Annotated in this window: 16 protein-coding genes; 5 read left to right on the top strand and 11 right to left on the bottom strand. The window is 54.4% G+C overall.

Features of this window, described 5'->3' with window-relative positions; all coding sequences use genetic code 11:
* Positions 1–14: 14 nt before the first annotated feature.
* A complete protein-coding gene (locus ACWAU4_RS16250; protein WP_144132559.1) occupies positions 15–1,670 on the top strand; it encodes an ExeA family protein in 1,656 nt (551 codons plus the stop codon).
* Entirely contained in the window at positions 1,670–2,845 is a 1,176-nt protein-coding gene (locus tag ACWAU4_RS16245; RefSeq protein WP_243756791.1) for a general secretion pathway protein GspB, read from the top strand. The genes ACWAU4_RS16250 and ACWAU4_RS16245 overlap by 1 nt, the downstream gene beginning before the upstream one ends.
* 334 nt (positions 2,846–3,179) lie before the next feature.
* On the opposite strand, the gene nhaD is transcribed toward ACWAU4_RS16245, so the two are convergent.
* From nhaD to ACWAU4_RS16225, 4 genes are all read right to left on the bottom strand, one after another.
* Positions 3,180–4,430, bottom strand: a complete 1,251-nt coding sequence (nhaD, locus tag ACWAU4_RS16240) for a sodium:proton antiporter NhaD (protein ID WP_045283525.1) — start codon at positions 4,428–4,430, stop codon at positions 3,180–3,182.
* 477 nt (positions 4,431–4,907) lie between these two features.
* The gene (hemL, locus tag ACWAU4_RS16235) at positions 4,908–6,191 is read right to left on the bottom strand and encodes a glutamate-1-semialdehyde 2,1-aminomutase (protein WP_208124987.1); all 1,284 of its coding nucleotides are present in this window, start codon (positions 6,189–6,191) and stop codon (positions 4,908–4,910) included.
* Between the two features lie 29 nt (positions 6,192–6,220).
* Positions 6,221–7,240, bottom strand: a complete 1,020-nt coding sequence (locus ACWAU4_RS16230; RefSeq protein WP_025010522.1) for an aspartate carbamoyltransferase — start codon at positions 7,238–7,240, stop codon at positions 6,221–6,223.
* Between the two features lie 124 nt (positions 7,241–7,364).
* Complete coding sequence (locus tag ACWAU4_RS16225; protein ID WP_081782932.1) at positions 7,365–9,017, bottom strand: chloride channel protein; 1,653 nt, start codon at positions 9,015–9,017, stop codon at positions 7,365–7,367.
* A 130-nt stretch (positions 9,018–9,147) separates the two neighbouring features.
* On the opposite strand from ACWAU4_RS16225, the gene ACWAU4_RS16220 reads away from it, so the two are divergent.
* Both ACWAU4_RS16220 and erpA read left to right on the top strand, forming a co-directional pair.
* Positions 9,148–9,951 carry a DUF6776 family protein gene (locus ACWAU4_RS16220; RefSeq protein ID WP_025010524.1) on the top strand — a complete coding sequence of 268 codons (804 nt, stop codon included), beginning with the start codon at positions 9,148–9,150 and terminating at the stop codon, positions 9,949–9,951.
* A complete protein-coding gene (gene erpA, locus ACWAU4_RS16215) occupies positions 9,944–10,294 on the top strand; it encodes an iron-sulfur cluster insertion protein ErpA (RefSeq protein WP_025010525.1) in 351 nt (116 codons plus the stop codon). The genes ACWAU4_RS16220 and erpA overlap by 8 nt, the downstream gene beginning before the upstream one ends.
* Before the next feature lie 63 nt (positions 10,295–10,357).
* On the opposite strand, the gene ACWAU4_RS16210 is transcribed toward erpA, so the two are convergent.
* The 5 genes from ACWAU4_RS16210 to ACWAU4_RS16190 all read right to left on the bottom strand — a co-directional run bounded on the left by ACWAU4_RS16210 (position 10,358) and on the right by ACWAU4_RS16190 (position 14,801).
* On the bottom strand, positions 10,358–10,777 hold the full coding sequence (locus tag ACWAU4_RS16210) for a hypothetical protein (protein ID WP_028779765.1): 420 nt from the start codon (positions 10,775–10,777) through the stop codon (positions 10,358–10,360).
* 28 nt (positions 10,778–10,805) lie between these two features.
* Positions 10,806–11,183: a DUF2750 domain-containing protein gene (locus ACWAU4_RS16205; protein WP_025010527.1), complete on the bottom strand. Its 378-nt coding sequence runs from the start codon at positions 11,181–11,183 to the stop codon at positions 10,806–10,808.
* A 126-nt stretch (positions 11,184–11,309) separates the two neighbouring features.
* A complete protein-coding gene (gene aqpZ, locus ACWAU4_RS16200) occupies positions 11,310–12,008 on the bottom strand; it encodes an aquaporin Z (RefSeq protein WP_028779766.1) in 699 nt (232 codons plus the stop codon).
* A 268-nt stretch (positions 12,009–12,276) separates the two neighbouring features.
* Positions 12,277–13,386 (bottom strand): anhydro-N-acetylmuramic acid kinase, encoded by a 1,110-nt coding sequence (locus ACWAU4_RS16195; protein ID WP_208124986.1) that lies wholly within the window; start codon positions 13,384–13,386, stop codon positions 12,277–12,279.
* A 14-nt stretch (positions 13,387–13,400) separates the two neighbouring features.
* Positions 13,401–14,801 carry a peptidoglycan DD-metalloendopeptidase family protein gene (locus ACWAU4_RS16190; RefSeq protein WP_025010530.1) on the bottom strand — a complete coding sequence of 467 codons (1,401 nt, stop codon included), beginning with the start codon at positions 14,799–14,801 and terminating at the stop codon, positions 13,401–13,403.
* 124 nt (positions 14,802–14,925) lie between these two features.
* Here ACWAU4_RS16190 and tyrS point away from each other — a divergent pair, with 124 nt between their 5' ends.
* Complete coding sequence (gene tyrS, locus ACWAU4_RS16185; RefSeq protein WP_025010531.1) at positions 14,926–16,122, top strand: tyrosine--tRNA ligase; 1,197 nt, start codon at positions 14,926–14,928, stop codon at positions 16,120–16,122.
* 87 nt (positions 16,123–16,209) lie between these two features.
* Here the strand turns inward: tyrS and ACWAU4_RS16180 are convergent, their stop codons facing one another.
* Positions 16,210–16,641 (bottom strand): hypothetical protein, encoded by a 432-nt coding sequence (locus ACWAU4_RS16180; protein WP_025010532.1) that lies wholly within the window; start codon positions 16,639–16,641, stop codon positions 16,210–16,212.
* 90 nt (positions 16,642–16,731) lie between these two features.
* Entirely contained in the window at positions 16,732–17,205 is a 474-nt protein-coding gene (locus ACWAU4_RS16175; protein WP_025010533.1) for a nuclear transport factor 2 family protein, read from the bottom strand.

Genomic DNA, 17,205 nt, shown 5'->3' with positions numbered 1-17,205 from the left:
GGATGGCAGTGCCTATGTACAAGGCCTTTTATGGACTGAACGATAACCCGTTTTCTATCGCGCCCAATCCCAGTTATCTGTTTCTCAGTGACAGGCACAGGGAGGCGTTGGCGCATTTGACCTATGGCCTGGGGGAGACGGGGGGCTTTGTGCTGCTGACAGGTGAAGTCGGTACCGGGAAAACCACGGTTTCCCGCTGCCTGCTGCGGCAACTGCCGGAAAATACCGATACCGCCTTTATCCTCAATCCATCTCTGACCGAGCTTGAACTGCTGGCTACCCTCTGTGATGAGTTGAAAATTCCCTATGGTGAGGGGCCCACCCTCAAACAGCTGACCGATCATATCAGTGGTTTTCTGTTGGCTAACCACCAGGCCGGGCGCAACACTGTGCTGATCATAGATGAGGCCCAGCATCTGCGGGCCGAAGTGCTTGAGCAACTGCGCCTGCTTACCAATCTGGAGACAGATACCCGTAAACTGCTGCAGGTGATCCTCATAGGTCAGCCCGAGCTGCAGCAACTGCTCAAGCGCCAGGAACTGCGGCAGTTGGCGCAGCGAATCACTGCCCGTTACCATCTGTTGCCGCTCACCGAAGAGGAGGTGGGCTTCTATGTGCAGCACAGGTTGCAGGTGGCCGGGCGCAGCGAGCCCTTGTTCAACCGCGGCGCGATTCGGGCGTTGCATAAATTCAGTGGTGGTATTCCAAGGCTTATCAACCTCTTGTGTGAGCGGGCCTTGATGGCGGGTTATGGTCAGTCTCGAACCCCTATCGATGCCAAAATGGTGGCCACTGCCGCCGAAGAGGTGCTGGGAGAGAAAATCAAACAGCGTAATTATTGGTTACCGGCTTCTGCCGCCGCCATGCTGCTTCTGGCATTTGCCGGTGGTTACTATTTCCTGGCTCAGCCCGAACAGGCTGTCGCCCAAGATCAGTCCGGACATCAACTTCAGTCAGTGACAGATGCCAAACAGACTCAGGTTTCCGGTAATAAAGCTGCTGTTAACCATCTTTCTGTCAATCAAGCTGCTGCGGACAAGCCCGCAGTCAACCGGGCGCAGCGGATCTTGACGCAAGCCATAGATCAGAGCCGAAATATAGATACCGCCTTTGCGGCCCTGTTTGCCCTTTGGGACAAGGTGCCATATTCAGGCATCAGTGCCTGTCAGGCCGCCGAACAGCAGGGGCTTGCCTGCTATCAGCAGCAGGGCAATCTCAACTCCTTACTGCGGCTCAACTATCCCGCTGTGGTCTATCTGGAGGATGAACAACAGCAGCCTTTCTATGGCACTCTGGTGACCAAAGATGGTGAGCAGTTGTTGCTGCAACTCAATGAACAACAACTCTGGGTCAGCGTCGATTGGTTCAACCGTCATTTCAGCGGTACTTTTGAAATCATCTGGGATGCCCCCAAGGATCCGCTCAAGGCGATAGGCCCAAGTGCCGGTTTGGCCCAGGTGCAGTGGCTGGAAAATACCCTGGCGCAGGTGGATGAACGCCCGGCCAGGCTGATGAGTTATTTCGACAGCGAGCTGGAGCAGTCACTGCAACAGTTTCAGCGGCGCCACGGCTTGAAACCGGACGGCATTGCCGGCAGCCAGACTCTGGTTCAGCTTAATCTGTACTTGAGTCATCAAGGCCCCAGATTGCACGCAGGAGGAGCGAGCTGATGTCTATCCTTCTCGATGCCGTGACCCGGGCCAAGCAACAGGAAATGGGTGAACAACTGGATCCTGTGTTGACCCCCAGGGCGCAATATCGCCGACAATCTTCAGCAAGTAGCTATCTCAAGCCGCTGGCCGTCTTGGTGGCGGCCGTGCTGGCAGGTGGCGCCTTGGCTTGGGGCTGGCACTCGCTTGATACCAATAAAAAGCCGCTGGCTCCCGAGACATCTTCAGTTGGGGGGCAAGCCTCGCAGCAGCAAGCCAGGCAACAAGATGAGTCTCAAGGATATAAGCAACCGACTCAAGCCGCTGAGGTGGCTGAACAGGGGGCAACGGAAGTACGTTTGGCCGGTAAGGTTGCCTTGCCTATGGCCCAGCCGATACCTCAGACTCAGGCTGTTCAATCTCGGACAATCCAGTCGCAAAATACGCGGCCTCAAAATTCTCAGGCTGAGAATAGGGCGACCATAAACCAAAGTTCAGTAAACCAGGGCTCAATAAACCAGAGTTCAATAAACCAGAGTTCAATAAACCAAAGCGGCGAAGCTGAAATTGCAGCCCGCCAGAGTCCGGCTTCGGTTAATGCACCGTCGACTGGCAGTGATTTATTGGCCGCCAGTGTGGCCGAAGCGGCTAAAGAGCTGCAGTTTGCGCAACTCCAGGCTGATGGCTCAGCAACTGTAAATCAGCCGCAGGAGATGCCGGCGGCTGACGATGAGCCGATTATCCTGGGAGCCAACCCCAATCGCCGTGGGCTTGAGGTGCTCGAGTCTCTCAAGCGCCAGGTTAATGAAGCGGCTGAGGATGTGGGGCTATCCAGTGCCGAGAGCCGCCGCCAGGATGAGTTGGTGGCTCAGTTTCAGGCGGCGCTTGCCGATGTGGAGCACCGGCACTCGGCGGAAAAACCCGTATCGCCTCCCGAATTGGATCCCATTCCCAAGACTGAGGAAGAGGTGCCTCCTTACGGCGGCTTGCCGGCCGGGCTGCAATTGCAGGTTCCTGAGTTTGAGATCAGTGCTCACGTATATGCCTCAGAGCCTTCCAAGCGTTGGCTGAATGTGGAGGGTGCCGAACTGCAGGAGGGTGACAGCATCAAGGGTCAACTGAAGATCGTTGAGATACGTCCAAGGGATGTGGTGCTGGAAATTCAAGGGCAGAAGTTCCGGGTGCCGGCCATCTAAGTCGACCCAAAACGGCTGGAACCAAGCATAAAAAAGCGCCATTAAGGCGCTTTTTTATCTTAGGGAAGGTGCGAATAAGTCCTCGCGGCACTCTGGCTTACACAGCAATTGGCGTTCAAGGCATCTGACTGAAGGCATGCCGGGGCCTGTCAAAGTCGGATAACGCAGAGAGCCGGTTGCTGTGCAAGCCCCGAAGGGCGTGGCTTACAGGCCTGCCTGCTTTGTTGTGCTTCTTACAAAGGACTGAGGCCATTTGCTGCGAACCACGCCTTGCATCCAGGCCTGTAAGCCGACGCAGAGCACGCATGGGACCTGTTCGCACCTTCCTTAGAGCTCAAGCTCCGTAGAAGTAGTTCCCCAGCAGCAGTGTCAGGGCGTAGCCTACAGAGTAGCACAGCAACAGCGCCGGAACATACTTGAGGTAAGAGACAAAGGTCAGCTCTTTGACCTTGCTCATGGCGATGATCCCGGCCGCCGAACCTATCACCAGCAGAGAGCCACCCACACCTACTGCGTAGGTCAGGCCCAGCCACTCAGGCGTGGTCAGTTCAGGTGCGGCTTTCAAAAGCGCCGCGGTCAGTGGCACGTTATCCAATATGGCCGATCCCATACCAGTGACAAAGTTGGAAATGTTGGGGTCGTGACGGGCGTAGACCTGGGCCAGAAGATCCAGCGTGCCTATCTCTTTGAGCATACCCACCAACAAGAGGATCCCGAGGAAGAACAGCAGGGTGTCGTATTCCACTTGGCGGATATACTCGAGGATCTGCAGTTCTTCTTTGTCGTTGCGGGCGGTGTGGCCCACCAGGAACATGATTGATAACCCGGTGAGGAAGGTTAGCACGGGGGGAATGGCAAACAGAATGTTCAGTGCCATGGTCATCAATATGGTGGTGAAGAAGATGATGGCGATAAGCACATCCACTGTCTCGTAACTTTGACGAATAGGTGTGGTGGACACCTCGCCCTTGGCATTGAGGGAGAAGAGTATTGCCAGCAACATCACGCTGAATGCCGCCGGCAGCACCAACATCAGCAGTTCTGACATATGCACATGGCCGCCGAGGAAGATCATCAGGGTAGTGACGTCACCCGTTATCAGAGAAACTCCCCCTGAGTTGACGGCAAAGATAATCAATACCGCCATCCGGCGACGCATCTGTTTGTCGAGCTTGAAGGTGGTCAGCAGCCCAAGAGAGACCAAGGTGGCGGTGACGTTGTCACAGATGGCCGACAATACCAGGGAAAACAGCGCAACCTGCAGCATCAGCATCCGGGTGCTGACCCGCTGCGGAAACAGCTTCTGCACTATTATCTGGATCATGCCCTTGGCGTTGAGATAGGCCACAAAGGTCATGGTCGACATCAAAAACAGCCAGAGCGTCGCGATTTCCAGCAGGTTTTCATTGAGTTGATGCTCTACCAGCTTTTCATGGCCGGGGTCGCCGGCAGACATGAACAGAGCTATCCAGGAGATACAACCGAAAAACAGAGTCGTTTTGGCTTTGTTGAGGTGAGTCACCTCTTCAAAAATGATACTCAGCAGTGCCAACACCGCCAGTATGATAAGAAAGGTATAGAGCATAAATGCAATTCCAACTGCTGATTTTATGTTCGTCTGCCCTGGGGGAAGTGGGCAGTTTTTGTGTCGGCTATCAAGGTTCAATTAATCGAGCTGTGATAACGCGTGCGGATCAGACCACACTGACATGGATAACGCAACTGTTAACTGGAACACATTTTCTTAGACTTTGTGATAAGTGTCCGTCGACTTTCGGGTCGAGCCAGTTATTTGGTCTGTTTGTTTTTTGTATCTTGGTGTTTTGTACTGATTGGATCTGTTTGGCAGCGAAAGGCGACAGTCGACTAGCGGGCCGGTGGCAAGTTGGCGTGACAGCCATGGTGCAGCCTTAATTGGCTTGTGAGTATGGCGCTGGATGGAAAATTTGTGGAAGGGGAATTGAGCAACCAGAATTTGAGCTGGACGCCAGAGAAATCTACCCGGCGGGAGTGGGCATAAAAAACGGGGCCGTATAGGCCCCGTTTTCAATCCATCTGCGGATTACTTCATGCGTGCCAGAACACGATCGGCTGCATCCAGAGTCGCCTGCAGCTCTTGCTCGCCGTGAGCCATGGACAGGAAGCCTGCTTCAAAGGCGCTCGGTGCCAGGTAGATACCTTCGTCCAGCATGCCGTGATAGAAGGCGCGGAACTGCTCCATGTTGCACTTGGTAACCTGCTCAAAGCCGGTGATCTTCTCTTCATCGGTAAAGAAGAAACCAAACATGCCGCCAACATAGTTGATGGCCATGGGGATACCATGCTTGTCGGCTGCGGCCTTGAAGCCTTCGGCAATACGCTTGGTCTTGGCAGCCAGCTCTTCATAGAGGCCTGGTTCGGACAGGGCTTCCAGTTGAGCCAGACCTGCGGTCATGGCGATAGGGTTACCCGAAAGTGTGCCGGCCTGGTACACAGGGCCGGTCGGGGCAATATACTGCATGACTTCTTTCTTGCCACCGAAGGCACCAACCGGCATACCGCCGCCGATCACCTTACCCAGAGTGGTCAGATCCGGTGTCACGCCATAGTGGCCTTGGGCACCGCTCTTGGAGACGCGGAAGCCAGTCATCACTTCGTCGATGATCAACAGGGCGCCGAACTGATCGCAAAGTTCACGCAGTCCTTCAAGGAAACCTGCAACCGGCGGGATACAGTTCATGTTGCCGGCAACCGGCTCGAGTATGATACAGGCGATATCCTGCGGATGCTGGCTGAACAGCTCTTTGACTGAATCCAGATCGTTATAGACAGCGGTCAGGGTGTGCTTGGCGAAGTCAGCAGGGATCCCTGGGGAGCTGGGTTGACCCAGAGTCAGGGCACCTGAGCCGGCCTTAACCAGCAAACAGTCGGCATGGCCGTGGTAGCAGCCTTCGAACTTGAGGATCTTGTCTCTGTTGGTGTAACCCCGAGCCAGGCGTATGGCGCTCATGGTGGCTTCCGTACCAGAGCTCACCATGCGTACCTGTTCTATGGAAGGCACCATCTCAATGACTTTTTCTGCCATCTGCACTTCCAGCTCGGTAGGTGCACCGAAAGACAGACCGTTCTCCACCGCCTTGAGAACCGCTTCGCGGATATTGGGATGGTTGTGACCCAGGATCATAGGCCCCCAGGAACCGACATAGTCGATATAGGCTTTGCCGTCGGCATCATAGATATAGGCACCGTCGGCCTTTTCGATGAAGCGGGGAGAGCCGCCTACACCGTTGAAGGCACGTACTGGCGAGTTCACACCGCCGGGGATGGTTTTCTTGGCCTGTTCAAACAGGTCTTCAGAACGGGTCATGTTTAATCCTTAAAGTCAGTGGCCGCTCTCTAGCGATCGGCCTTGCGTGAATACCAGTTAACCGGACACTCGTATTTTTCCAACTGATTGTCCACCCCGAGTGTCAGGGCAAACAGTGCCATGCGGATCAACAAGCCATTGTCGGCCTGACGGAAGATAGCCAGGTTGGGATGGTTGTTAAGATCATTGTCCAGCTCATTGGCCTGCAGCCTGGAGTCCCGAGGCAATGGATGCATGATCACTGTATTGGACTTACAATTTTTGGTGTATATGGCGCTGTTCAAACGGAACTTGCCACGATACTTATCGGCTTCCTCCTGCGAGGGGAAGCGCTCTTCCTGAATGCGCGTCAGATAGAGTATATCAGCCTGATCTAAATTGCCTTCCAGTTGGTCTGTTATTGTGATCTTATGCCCGGCATTTTCAATGTCGGCGATCACATAGTCAGGCATTGCCAGCTCGGCAGGGGAGATCAGGGTGAAGCTGATGTTCTTGTACATGCACAGAAGACGCGACAGCGAGTGCACCGTGCGGCCGTATTTGAGATCGCCCACCATGGCGATATGCATGCCGTCTATGCCTAAGCCTTTGCTGTGCAGCTCTTTCTGTATGGTGAACAGATCCAGCAGCGCCTGGGTTGGATGTTCGTTGGCACCATCGCCGCCGTTAATCACAGGCACCCGGCTGCCTTCGGCAAATTCGCGTACCGAATAGGACTCGGGGTGGCGCATGGCAATCACGTCCGAGTAGCTGGACAACACCCTGGCGGTATCGTAGAGGGACTCCCCCTTGGACAGCGACGAGGAAGCCATGCCGACCGTTTCAGCGACCCGGCCGCCAAGCAGGTTGAAGGCGCAGCCGAAGCTGACCCGGGTACGGGTACTGGGTTCAAAAAACAGATTGCCGAGAATAGCACCATCCAGCACCTTGGTACGCTTTTCGCGCAGTGCGTATGGGGTCATCTTTTGGGCTACGGTGAAAATGGTTTGAATGGCGTCCAGATCTAACTGGTTTACGGAGAGGATATGTGATCCCTGGAACTGGTTCATCAGCCTTGGTTTCCAATGCAATTGGGTACTGACACTGAGGTCTGGACCCATGGGTTATGTAGGGTTTGGCTGAGGCGCAACTATAACAGAAGGTGACGGCTATGAAAATGACCCATGATTGAAATTACACTTCTCCGGCACGGATTTCCTGCTGCAGGTTAGACCAACTGATCACCCCGACGATATTCTCCGGTGTATCCTGATAGATATAGACTTCACCGGCACGTTTCGGCGCCAGAATTTCGTACACCTCGTTGAGGGTGGCCGAGTCGGGTAGCCCCTGGATCCTGTGCTGGGTCAGGCTGGTGTCAGTGTCAAACGAAGGCATCTGCAGATCCAGCATGGCAATCTGCCCTTCGGCATCTCTGACAAGCACGGGCCTGCCCTGGGCGCGTTTCATCACCTCCAGCAACAGCTCGTCATTGTTGTTGACTATCACTATGCGCCTGTCCATCAGAGCGCGTACCCCGAGTTTCTGCAATCCCAGGTTAACCGGGGCCACCTTGTAACCCAGGCCCATGATGTCCAACTGACGAAAGAATATGGATTTGGCATTCAGCCCCTGATAGGCGATGAGGTAGGCGGGCACGGCCACTATCATTCCGGGCAGTATGATGGAGGCATCGTTGGTCATCTCCAGTAGCGCCACCAGGGCGGCGAGTGGTGCGCTGAGACAAACCCCCATCATGGCGGTCATGCCGATAACAGTATAGAGCCCTGCATAGGGGGCCACCGAGGGAAACAGCAGTGCGGTCGCCTGAGCTAGAATGGCGCCGCCCAAGGCGCCTATGCCGTAGAGTGGACCTATGATCCCTCCCGGGATCCCAAGGCCGATGGCGGCAATGGTCGCGATAATCTTGGCCAGCAATACCGCCAGCAAAAACCAGATGGCCGGGTTGTCGCTGACCGCCAGTCCTATGGCCATTTCACCGCTGCCCAGAGCCTGGGGCAGTACCAGTCCTATCAGAGTGGTGATAACACCTGCCAGCAACAGGCGGACAATCAAGGGCCAGTGTTGGCCGCGCTCGGTCACCTGAATAAGGCTGTGATTGAATAGGGCCGCGGCGACCCCCAGCACTATACCGCCGAGGGCCAGCAGCGGGTATTGATCCAGTGGAATATGGCTGACCTTGATGGCATCAAACTCGTGGATATTACCGAACACCACCTGGCTGGATACGGCGCCGCAGATGGCCGACAGCATGATGGGGAAGAAGTATTGCACCTTGTATTCCCTGAGCACCACTTCGAGGACAAATACCACGGCGGCCAGGGGCGCGTTGAAGGTGGCGGCTATCCCGGCGGCTATGCCACTGGCACACATGATGCGCACACTGTTGTCCGGCAGCTTGAATTTTTCCGCCAATACCGAGGCGGTGACCGCCCCCAGATGAATGGCCGGGCCTTCACGACCAACCGAGAAGTTACTCGCCAGCGCAAACAGCGCCTGAAAAAACTGCCCCGGTGCCGACTGCAGCGGGATCTTGCCATAATGCAGTTTCACCCTGTGCAGCACATAGGCTATACCCATCCGCTTGTAGCGTTTGGAGCCAAACCTGGCTACCAGCCAGATCAAAAAAGCCCCAAAAAGTGGTAACAGGACTCGCCAGTCACCGATTGAGCCCGTAAAATCCCATTCCTGTGTTTGGGTAAAATGATTGGCCCATTGCAGCAGCAGGCGAAACAGTATGATGACAGCCGAGGCCATCAGCGCAAACAACAGGGCCAGCAGACACAGTTGAATACTGATCCTCGTTTGGGACAGCTTGTCTCTCATCTGGTGGCGCAGATACTTTCGCGCCTCAAGTTTGAACTTTCTGAATCTTGCCTGCACTGCTGCTTTCCGAAGCCTGATGTGAAATCTTAGTACCTAAGATGGAAATTTTTATATAAGGGGCTGTTAGTTAATGGCAAATTATCATCGCTGGCTCGATCGCCTGCAAGTGATGGAGCGAAATATTCGTCCATCCAGTCTGTATTTGTTGCTCTTGGTCATGGTGGCCTTTCTGACCGGACTGCTCAGCTATCACTTTTTTATCCCGCCAGGTGAAGTCCAGCTGCAACAAAATGACGGTAAAAAGAAACGCTTGCAGGGACAACTGCAGGAACAAGCACAGCTGCTGGCGAGCCGTAATCTGGAGCTGAGCCTGGCCAAGGAGGCCAATGAGGAGATGCAGCAGCTGTTCAACAAGCAGCATAAGAAACAGAAGGAGCTGGAACGTGAGCTGGCCTTCTACCGCAGTATCATGGCGCCGGAGCATAACGCCGAAGGTGTGGCTATCCATGGTTTGGAACTGATGCCGTTGGCGGGCCCAGGGCAATACCGTCTCAAGCTGATACTGACCCAGTTGCAAAAGCGCAAACAGGCGCTCAAGGGAAGAAGTGAGATACTTCTCATTGGCATGCAAGAGGGCAAGCAAGTCGAACTGAATTTAGCTAAACTGGTGGACACCAAGTTGGCATTTAACTTCAAGTACTTTCAGGTACTGGAAGCGGAATTTACCCTGCCTGAAGGGTTCGAGTTACAGCAGATGAAGGCCAAGGTCGTCGTGCCTGCCAGCCGCTGGAGCAAAGGCGCCGAAACCGAACAAAGTTTCAGCCTGCCGGAGTTGCTGGAGGGCGAAAAAGATCCCGGCATAATACTTGAACAAAACAGTCAGGTAACAGATAATCTGCCACAGCAAACAGATGTAAGAGGTAGTAATGACTGAACAAGCTGAATCAGCTATGCCCATCCAGTTTACCGATGCGGCGGCAACCAAGGTCAAGGCCTTGCTGGAAGAAGAACAGAACAGTGCGCTGAAGCTGCGGGTCTATGTCACGGGCGGCGGCTGCTCAGGTTTTCAGTATGGCTTCACCTTTGATGAAAAAGTGAATGAAGGCGATTTCACCGTGGAAAAACAAGGGGTACAGCTGGTCGTTGATCCCATGAGCCTGCAATATCTTGTCGGCGGTGAAGTAGATTACACCTCAGGGCTGGAAGGCTCGCGTTTCTTCGTCAAAAACCCCAACGCCACCACGACCTGTGGTTGTGGCGCCAGCTTCTCGGTATAACCGAGAGCGAAAGCAGCAAAAAGCCGTCCCATTGGACGGCTTTTTTTGTGGGCGCAAGGCCGGTTACTGCATCAGGTTGAAGTTCATCTTACGCTTGAAGAAGGCTTTGACCTTAGGAGTAAAGGCTATCCATACCTGCAGCATGCAAAAGCCTATCAGAAAGCCGAAAATGGCCCAGTCCGGAGCCTTGAGTTCCATTCCGGCGATATTGAGGGTATTGGGCCCTGTGGCCACACTGTCGCCCTGATCCAGAATATAGGGCAGGAAACTCACCAGCGCGAGCTGCGCCAAGGTATAGAAGCGCAGTGCCCATAAGCCTGCCTGATGGCGCGCCAATACCGCCAACACCATGATCAGCGTCAGCAGACAAAAGACGACACCCTGACCGGCAATCAGGCCACTGACCGAGGCGGCAATATAAAGCAGCATCAGTAACAGCAGGCGTTTGGGAATGGCGTAGCTTTCAGTGGCGGCTTGGCTCATCTTACGGCGCTCCTTGTGCTCTATTGACTCAGTGACGCGTCTTGGGCGCCAGTCGCTGCTCCAGCTCATGTGGTGGAATAACCACGCCGAGATCTTCCAGCATAGGGAAGACGGCAACATAGAGTTCGTCATCTTCCATACCTGGCACCCAGCGCTCCAGCCACTCGGCCAGGCCGATGGACAGCGGCCGACAATCCTGCCAATCATCCACGGCCCACAGGGACGCCGTCTCTTCACTGGGCCAAACCGGAATACAGTCTTCATCATCCGTGGTCAGCATCACGCAGCCGTCATTGTCCTGTAGTACCCATAGCTCTTTATGCTCTTTGACCTGCTCTACCAGAAAGTCGTAGCGGCCTTCCGGAGTCATACCGGCGAACTGGGCCTGGGTTTGTTTCTTGCTCATGGTGACATCTCATCTCGGTGGCCGCGGCACTGCGCCCGGCCAAAAATTGACGGCATGTTAACACCGCTTGCGGGCAAGAAAAAGCGCCCCGCAGGGCGCAATCGATTTTTTGACTATCCAGACTATTTACTCGGATGGATTCTCAAAGGCGCGGTAGATGAGTCCCGCAATGATTGCACCGGCAATAGGCGCAACCCAAAACAGCCATAGCTGACTCAGGGCCCAATCACCGACAAACAGTGCCGGTCCTGTGCTGCGGGCCGGATTCACCGAGGTGTTGGACACAGGGATACTGATAAGGTGGATAAGTGTCAGCCCAAGGCCTATGGCGATGGGAGCAAAACCAGCTGGAGCTCGCTTGTCAGTGGCACCGAGAATGATCAGCAGAAAGAACAGTGTCATGACCAGTTCACAAACCAGCACGGCCGTCAGGCTGTAACCCCCGGGAGAGTGCTCGCCAAAGCCGTTAGAGGCAAAGCCGGCGCTCAGAGAGAATCCGTCCTGACCCGAGGCTATCACATAGAGAATGGCGGCGCCGACAATGGCCCCTGCCACCTGGGAGACGATATAAGGCAGTAGCTCGGCAGCAGGAAAGCGGCCGCCGGCCCAGAGTCCGAAAGAGACTGCCGGGTTGAGGTGGCAACCTGAAATGTGGCCAATGGCAAATGCCATGGTCAGCACGGTTAAACCAAAGGCGAGGGCAACCCCGACAAAGCCGATCCCCAGCTCAGGAAAGGCGGCTGCCAATACGGCGCTGCCGCAACCGCCAAGAACCAACCAGAGGGTGCCGAGAAATTCGGCGAGCATTTTTTGTGTCATCTTCATTGTTGCATCCTGTGCAGTGATGTGTTTCCCACAAATTCGCGGGTATTCAGGATAGCTCCCGAATATTACCGGCGCAGTATAGCCAGATGAACACTAGTTCAATGTGAGCTGAAGCGCCAATTTGTGTCAGAAAAATCAGCTGTTTGGAGGACGCGAAGGTTAAGGTTAACAGGCTGGAAAATTCGCTGTTGCTCAGGTTGGTTTGGGGTAAACAAGGCTGATGTTTAACGTCAAGGTGCTGTTGTTACAGCACCTTGTATCGAAAGGGTCAGGCAGCGGGGAAGCGGGCACCGAGTACGGCTTCGCGGCTGGCACCTGTTACCGCCGGCAGATTGGCCGGCAACCCCTGATGGTGGCGCAGCGCCAACCAGGCAAACGCTATGCCTTCCACCCATTTGGGATCGATACCCAGCACAGAGGTGGTGGCTATGCTATGGTTGGGCAACTGGGCACCGAGGCGTTTCATCAACGCGCCATTGAGTGCACCGCCGCCACAGACGTAGATTTCGCCATCCGGGCTCAACTTGGCTATGTCCCTGGCAATGCTATGGCAGGTGAGGTCCAGGAGTGTCGATTGAATATCCTCTTCCGGCAGATGGCTGAACAGTGCCAGTTGTTGATCCAACCAGGCGTTGTTGAACAGCTCTCTGCCCGTGCTCTTGGGGTAATCCAGCGAGAAATAGGGGTGTGATAACAGTTGTGCCAGAAATTCCGCCGAGCTGTTGCCGCTTTCGGCCCACAGACCGTCTTCATCGAACGGCAGTTGTCTTATCTGCTGGCTCCAGGCGTCTATCAGGGTGTTTCCCGGGCCGGTATCAAAGCCAAGGATCTCCCGGTTATCGGCGGGCAGGAAAGTGATGTTGGCTATGCCGCCAATATTGAGGATGATGCGGTTGGTGCCAGGGCTTGAAAATATCTGCTGGTGGAATGCCGGCACCAGCGGCGCGCCTTGGCCGCCGAGGGCGATATCCTTGCGGCGAAAATCGGCGATAACATCTATGCCGGTTTCGGCGGCGATAGTGTTGGGATCGCCAATCTGCAAGGTAAAACCCACTTCCAGATTGGGCATATGGCGCACTGTCTGACCATGACTGCCGATGGCACAGACCTGTTCCTTACTCACCCCAGTGTTGGCGAGCAGTTGCTTGACCGCGCTGGCAAACACCTTACCTACTGTGCGGTCCAGCCGTCCCAAACGATTGATTTCATCAGTATCCGGTTGGCAGAGACGTTGCAAGCCCTTGAACAGATGGGTGGGTAACGGCTCTGTATGTTGGCCAAGCAGTTTGGGTTGGCCACTGCTGAAGTCCACCAACACGGCGTCAACGCCGTCCATGCTGGTGCCGGACATCAGCCCAATAAAGTATCCAGAATTCATCTATGCTGTCCCTGTTATTGCATCGCAACCTGAACTTGTTTGTTGCGCAGCAGAGTGGCCATCAATTGGCTACTGAGTTGTTGGAAGGCGACACGTTCGCTCTTGGCAATAGCTTCAGCCTTGGGGAGATCCACAGTACGTGGATTTCTGTGTACACCGTTGACGATAAACTCATAGTGCAGATGTGCGCCTGTTACCCGACCTGTACGGCCTAGGGTACCTATGATCTGTCCCTGTTTGACGCTTTCACCCTGGTTAACCTTACGCTTGTTGAGGTGCAGGTATTTGGTGGTATAGGTTTCGTTGTGTTTGATAAACACATAGTTACCGTTGTATTGATTGTAGCCGGCCTTGACCACCCGGCCGCTGCCGGCGGCTTTGATGGGAGTGCCTATGGCGGCAACATAATCTACCCCGCGATGGGCCTTCACCTGACCGGTAACAGGATGCAGACGGCGGGGGTTGAAGTTGGAACTCACATACTTGAAGTCAACCGGTGAGCGCAGAAACGCCTTGCGCATGCTGCGGCCTTCCTCTGAGTAGTAGTTACCGTCTTTGTATCTTACCGCAGTGTAACGCTCGCCCTGGTTGATAAATTCGGCGGCCAATATGTTGCCGTTACGCAGAAACTCGCCGTCGGCATATTCTTCTTCATACATGAGGGCAAAGCTGTCACCTTCGCGGATATCCAGGGCAAAGTCGACATCCCAGCCGAATATGGTGGCCAGTTGCATTATCTGCGCCGGTGTCAGTCCGGCTTCGACACCGGCATTCCAGAAGTTGCTCTTGATATTGGCACGGGCGAATTTATCCCGGGTCTCAACGGTTTTTACTGCCAGTTCTTCTTCATAACTCTTGCCCTGTTTGCGGACTATCAGGGTGGATACGGCATCGAGGCGGTATCTTAGCTCCTGCAGCTCGCCATCGGCGTTTTTGCCTATGGCGACTTCGTCACCTGGCATTATCTTCAGCAGGTTTTTCTTTGCCAGTGGCAGTTGGGTAATGTCGTGAACTTCTCTGGCGGTAAGTGAGGCGCGGCTGAAGAGTGCCGCCAGGGTGTCGCCGCTTTTAATCTCGAAGTGTTCCAGCTCGGCAATGGCCGGACTGGTTTGTTCGGGAACCTCAAGCGCGGCTTCTGCCTGTTGATTGAGTTTCTCTGTCAGCGCCTCGGCGGCGGCTTCTGAATCCGGATGTTGCCCGCTTTCAACCACTTGCTGGGCTGTAGGTGAGGTGGGGGTACGAAAGGCCAGTGGCACTTGGTAACGTACCTGGGTTTGCGGGCCGGCGCTGTTTTTCGATGCCTCGGCTTCGTCAGAAGGAAGCAACAGGGTTATCAAGGTAATGGTGGTTAAAATACTGAGCAGGATTTGATGCTTTCTGGGCAGCAGTCTGAAGAGAGTAATAAGCTTTGCCATCGACCCCGATACCAATTTCTTAATTCTTGGGCATATTGCCTTAGTGTACACACTTTCATTTAGGCTGGCTAACAAGTAACATAAGTCTCTTTGAATTTGAAGAGCCTTGGGAGTTGTTGGCGAGATGGCTGATTTAGCACAAATAATGGCGGAAATTAAACGTGGTACCGACGAGATTTTGCTCGAAGCGGATCTGCTGGAAAAGCTGAAAGAAGGTCGACCACTGAAAATCAAGTTGGGTGCTGACCCGACTGCGCCGGACATTCACCTTGGCCATACCGTAATTCTCAACAAACTCAGACTGTTCCAGGACCTGGGACACGAGGTTATCTTCCTCATCGGTGACTTTACCGGTATGGTCGGCGACCCGAGTGGCAAGAACAGCACTCGCCCGCCACTGACCCGTGAGCAGGTGCTGGCCAACGCCGAGACCTATAAGGAACAGGTGTTCAAGATTCTGGATCCTGCCAAGACCAGGATTGAGTTCAACTCCAGCTGGTTGGAAGATCTCGGCGCTGCCGGCATGATCCGTCTGGCCTCCCGTCAGACAGTGGCCCGCATGATGGAGCGCGACGACTTCAAGAAGCGTTATGCCTCGGGTCAATCAATAGCGATCCACGAATTTATGTACCCATTGCTGCAGGGGTATGACTCAGTGGCGCTGAATGCCGATGTCGAACTGGGCGGTACAGATCAGAAGTTCAACCTGCTGATGGGCCGTGAGTTGCAGAAAGCCGAGGGCATGAAGCCACAGGCGGTGATCATGATGCCACTGCTGGAAGGGCTGGACGGCGTGAAGAAGATGTCCAAGTCTGCCGGCAACTATATAGGTGTCAGCGAAGCTCCGGATGAGATGTTCGGTAAGATAATGTCTATCTCAGATGAGTTGATGTGGCGTTATTTGGAGCTGCTGTCTTTCCGTCCACTGACTGAAATTGAACAGTTCAAGGCCGATGTCGAAGCCGGTGCCAACCCAAGGGATATCAAGATAGCCTTGGCGAAAGAGATTATCGGTCGCTTCCACAGTGAAGAAGCTGCCGAGGCTGCCCATCAAGCCTTTATCAATCGTTTCCAAAAGGGTGCCATGCCGGACGATATTCCCGAGCTGACTCTGGAAGCCGGTGAAGGACTGGCGATTGCCAATCTGTTGAAAGAGGCGGGTCTGGTTGGTTCAACCTCCGATGCCATGCGAATGATCAAACAAGGTGCGGTGAAGATGGATGGTGACAAGCTTGAAGACAGCAAGCTGGTACTGAACGCCGGCACATGCGCGGTATTCCAGGTCGGCAAGCGTAAGTTTGCCAAGGTAACACTGGCCTGAGCCCAAAGTACTTCAATCTAAGCGCTTGTTTTAGCCCTTAAAATATCAAACCCGGCACGGCCGGGTTTTTTCTTGCCTGTATCAGGCTCAGTGTTTGTGAGGCGGGCTGCAGTTGTCGGTACCAAAGTAGACCTTGTTCTGGCAGCGCCAACTGAGCACGGCTTTTTCCACTGACCAGTCGCCGGCATTGTTATCGAGCGCCAGAATAAGCAGCATCTGAGGATGCCCTTCCTGGGTGCTGACATTGTAGGTCAGGGTCTTGCCGTGAGAGTGACTGATGCGAACGAACTTAAAGGCCGAGCCTGAGTATTGGCGGCTGATCCCTTCAGGATCTTGACTCCAGGGAGCCTGTTGATGTTGCGCCTGCAACAGCTTTTGATTGAAACGGTTTACAGGTTGTGCAGCGTAGGAAACCACCAGAGGTGGTTCAAACTTTTCTTCGGCATTGAATGCTGCCTGGGCCTGAGTCATCAAAGGGAAACACAGGGGCAGGGCAGCCAGTACGGATAAGCGACTCATCTTTACCTCTCGGATCAGAGTGAACCCTGATCTCGCTGTTGGCACTCAGAGGGTTGGACAGTAAAAAACAGGCCGGGTTCCCGGCAAGGATTATTGAGCCGAGAGTTGGTCCGCCATGGTCTGATAGTCCATCAGATCCATATGTTCTTTAACCCTGTGATTAAGGGTATCCAGCTTTAGAGTGGTCACTCCGGGAATGGCGATGTCTATGATTTTGCCCGGTTTGCCGAATTGCTCTCCCGGACCCTTGTAGTGATAGTTGCCTATCATCACCACCAGAGAGCCAGAGTTGAACATGTGCTCTATGTTGAATTGATACTCGAGCACGCCGCGGTGGGCCCGCTCCAGAAACTCTATGATGTGCCTGCCGCCCGTGTATTTGCGATCTGCGGTTTTGTCGTTGAAGACACTGTCTCGATTGTAAAAGGTTGCCAGCTCATCATAGTCGTGGGTGGTCAGGGCATGGATATAGCGCACGGCCATCTGCTGCTCCGGCGGCATATCGCCGCTGTTGGCCAGCAGTGGTGAGCTTAACAATGCCAGGATCAACCCCAAATAACGCAC

The sequence above is a fragment of the Shewanella sp. FeAMO genome, from assembly GCF_053653955.1.
The sequence above is the reverse complement of the archived record's forward strand: the minus strand, read 5'-3'. Positions and strand labels throughout refer to the sequence as shown.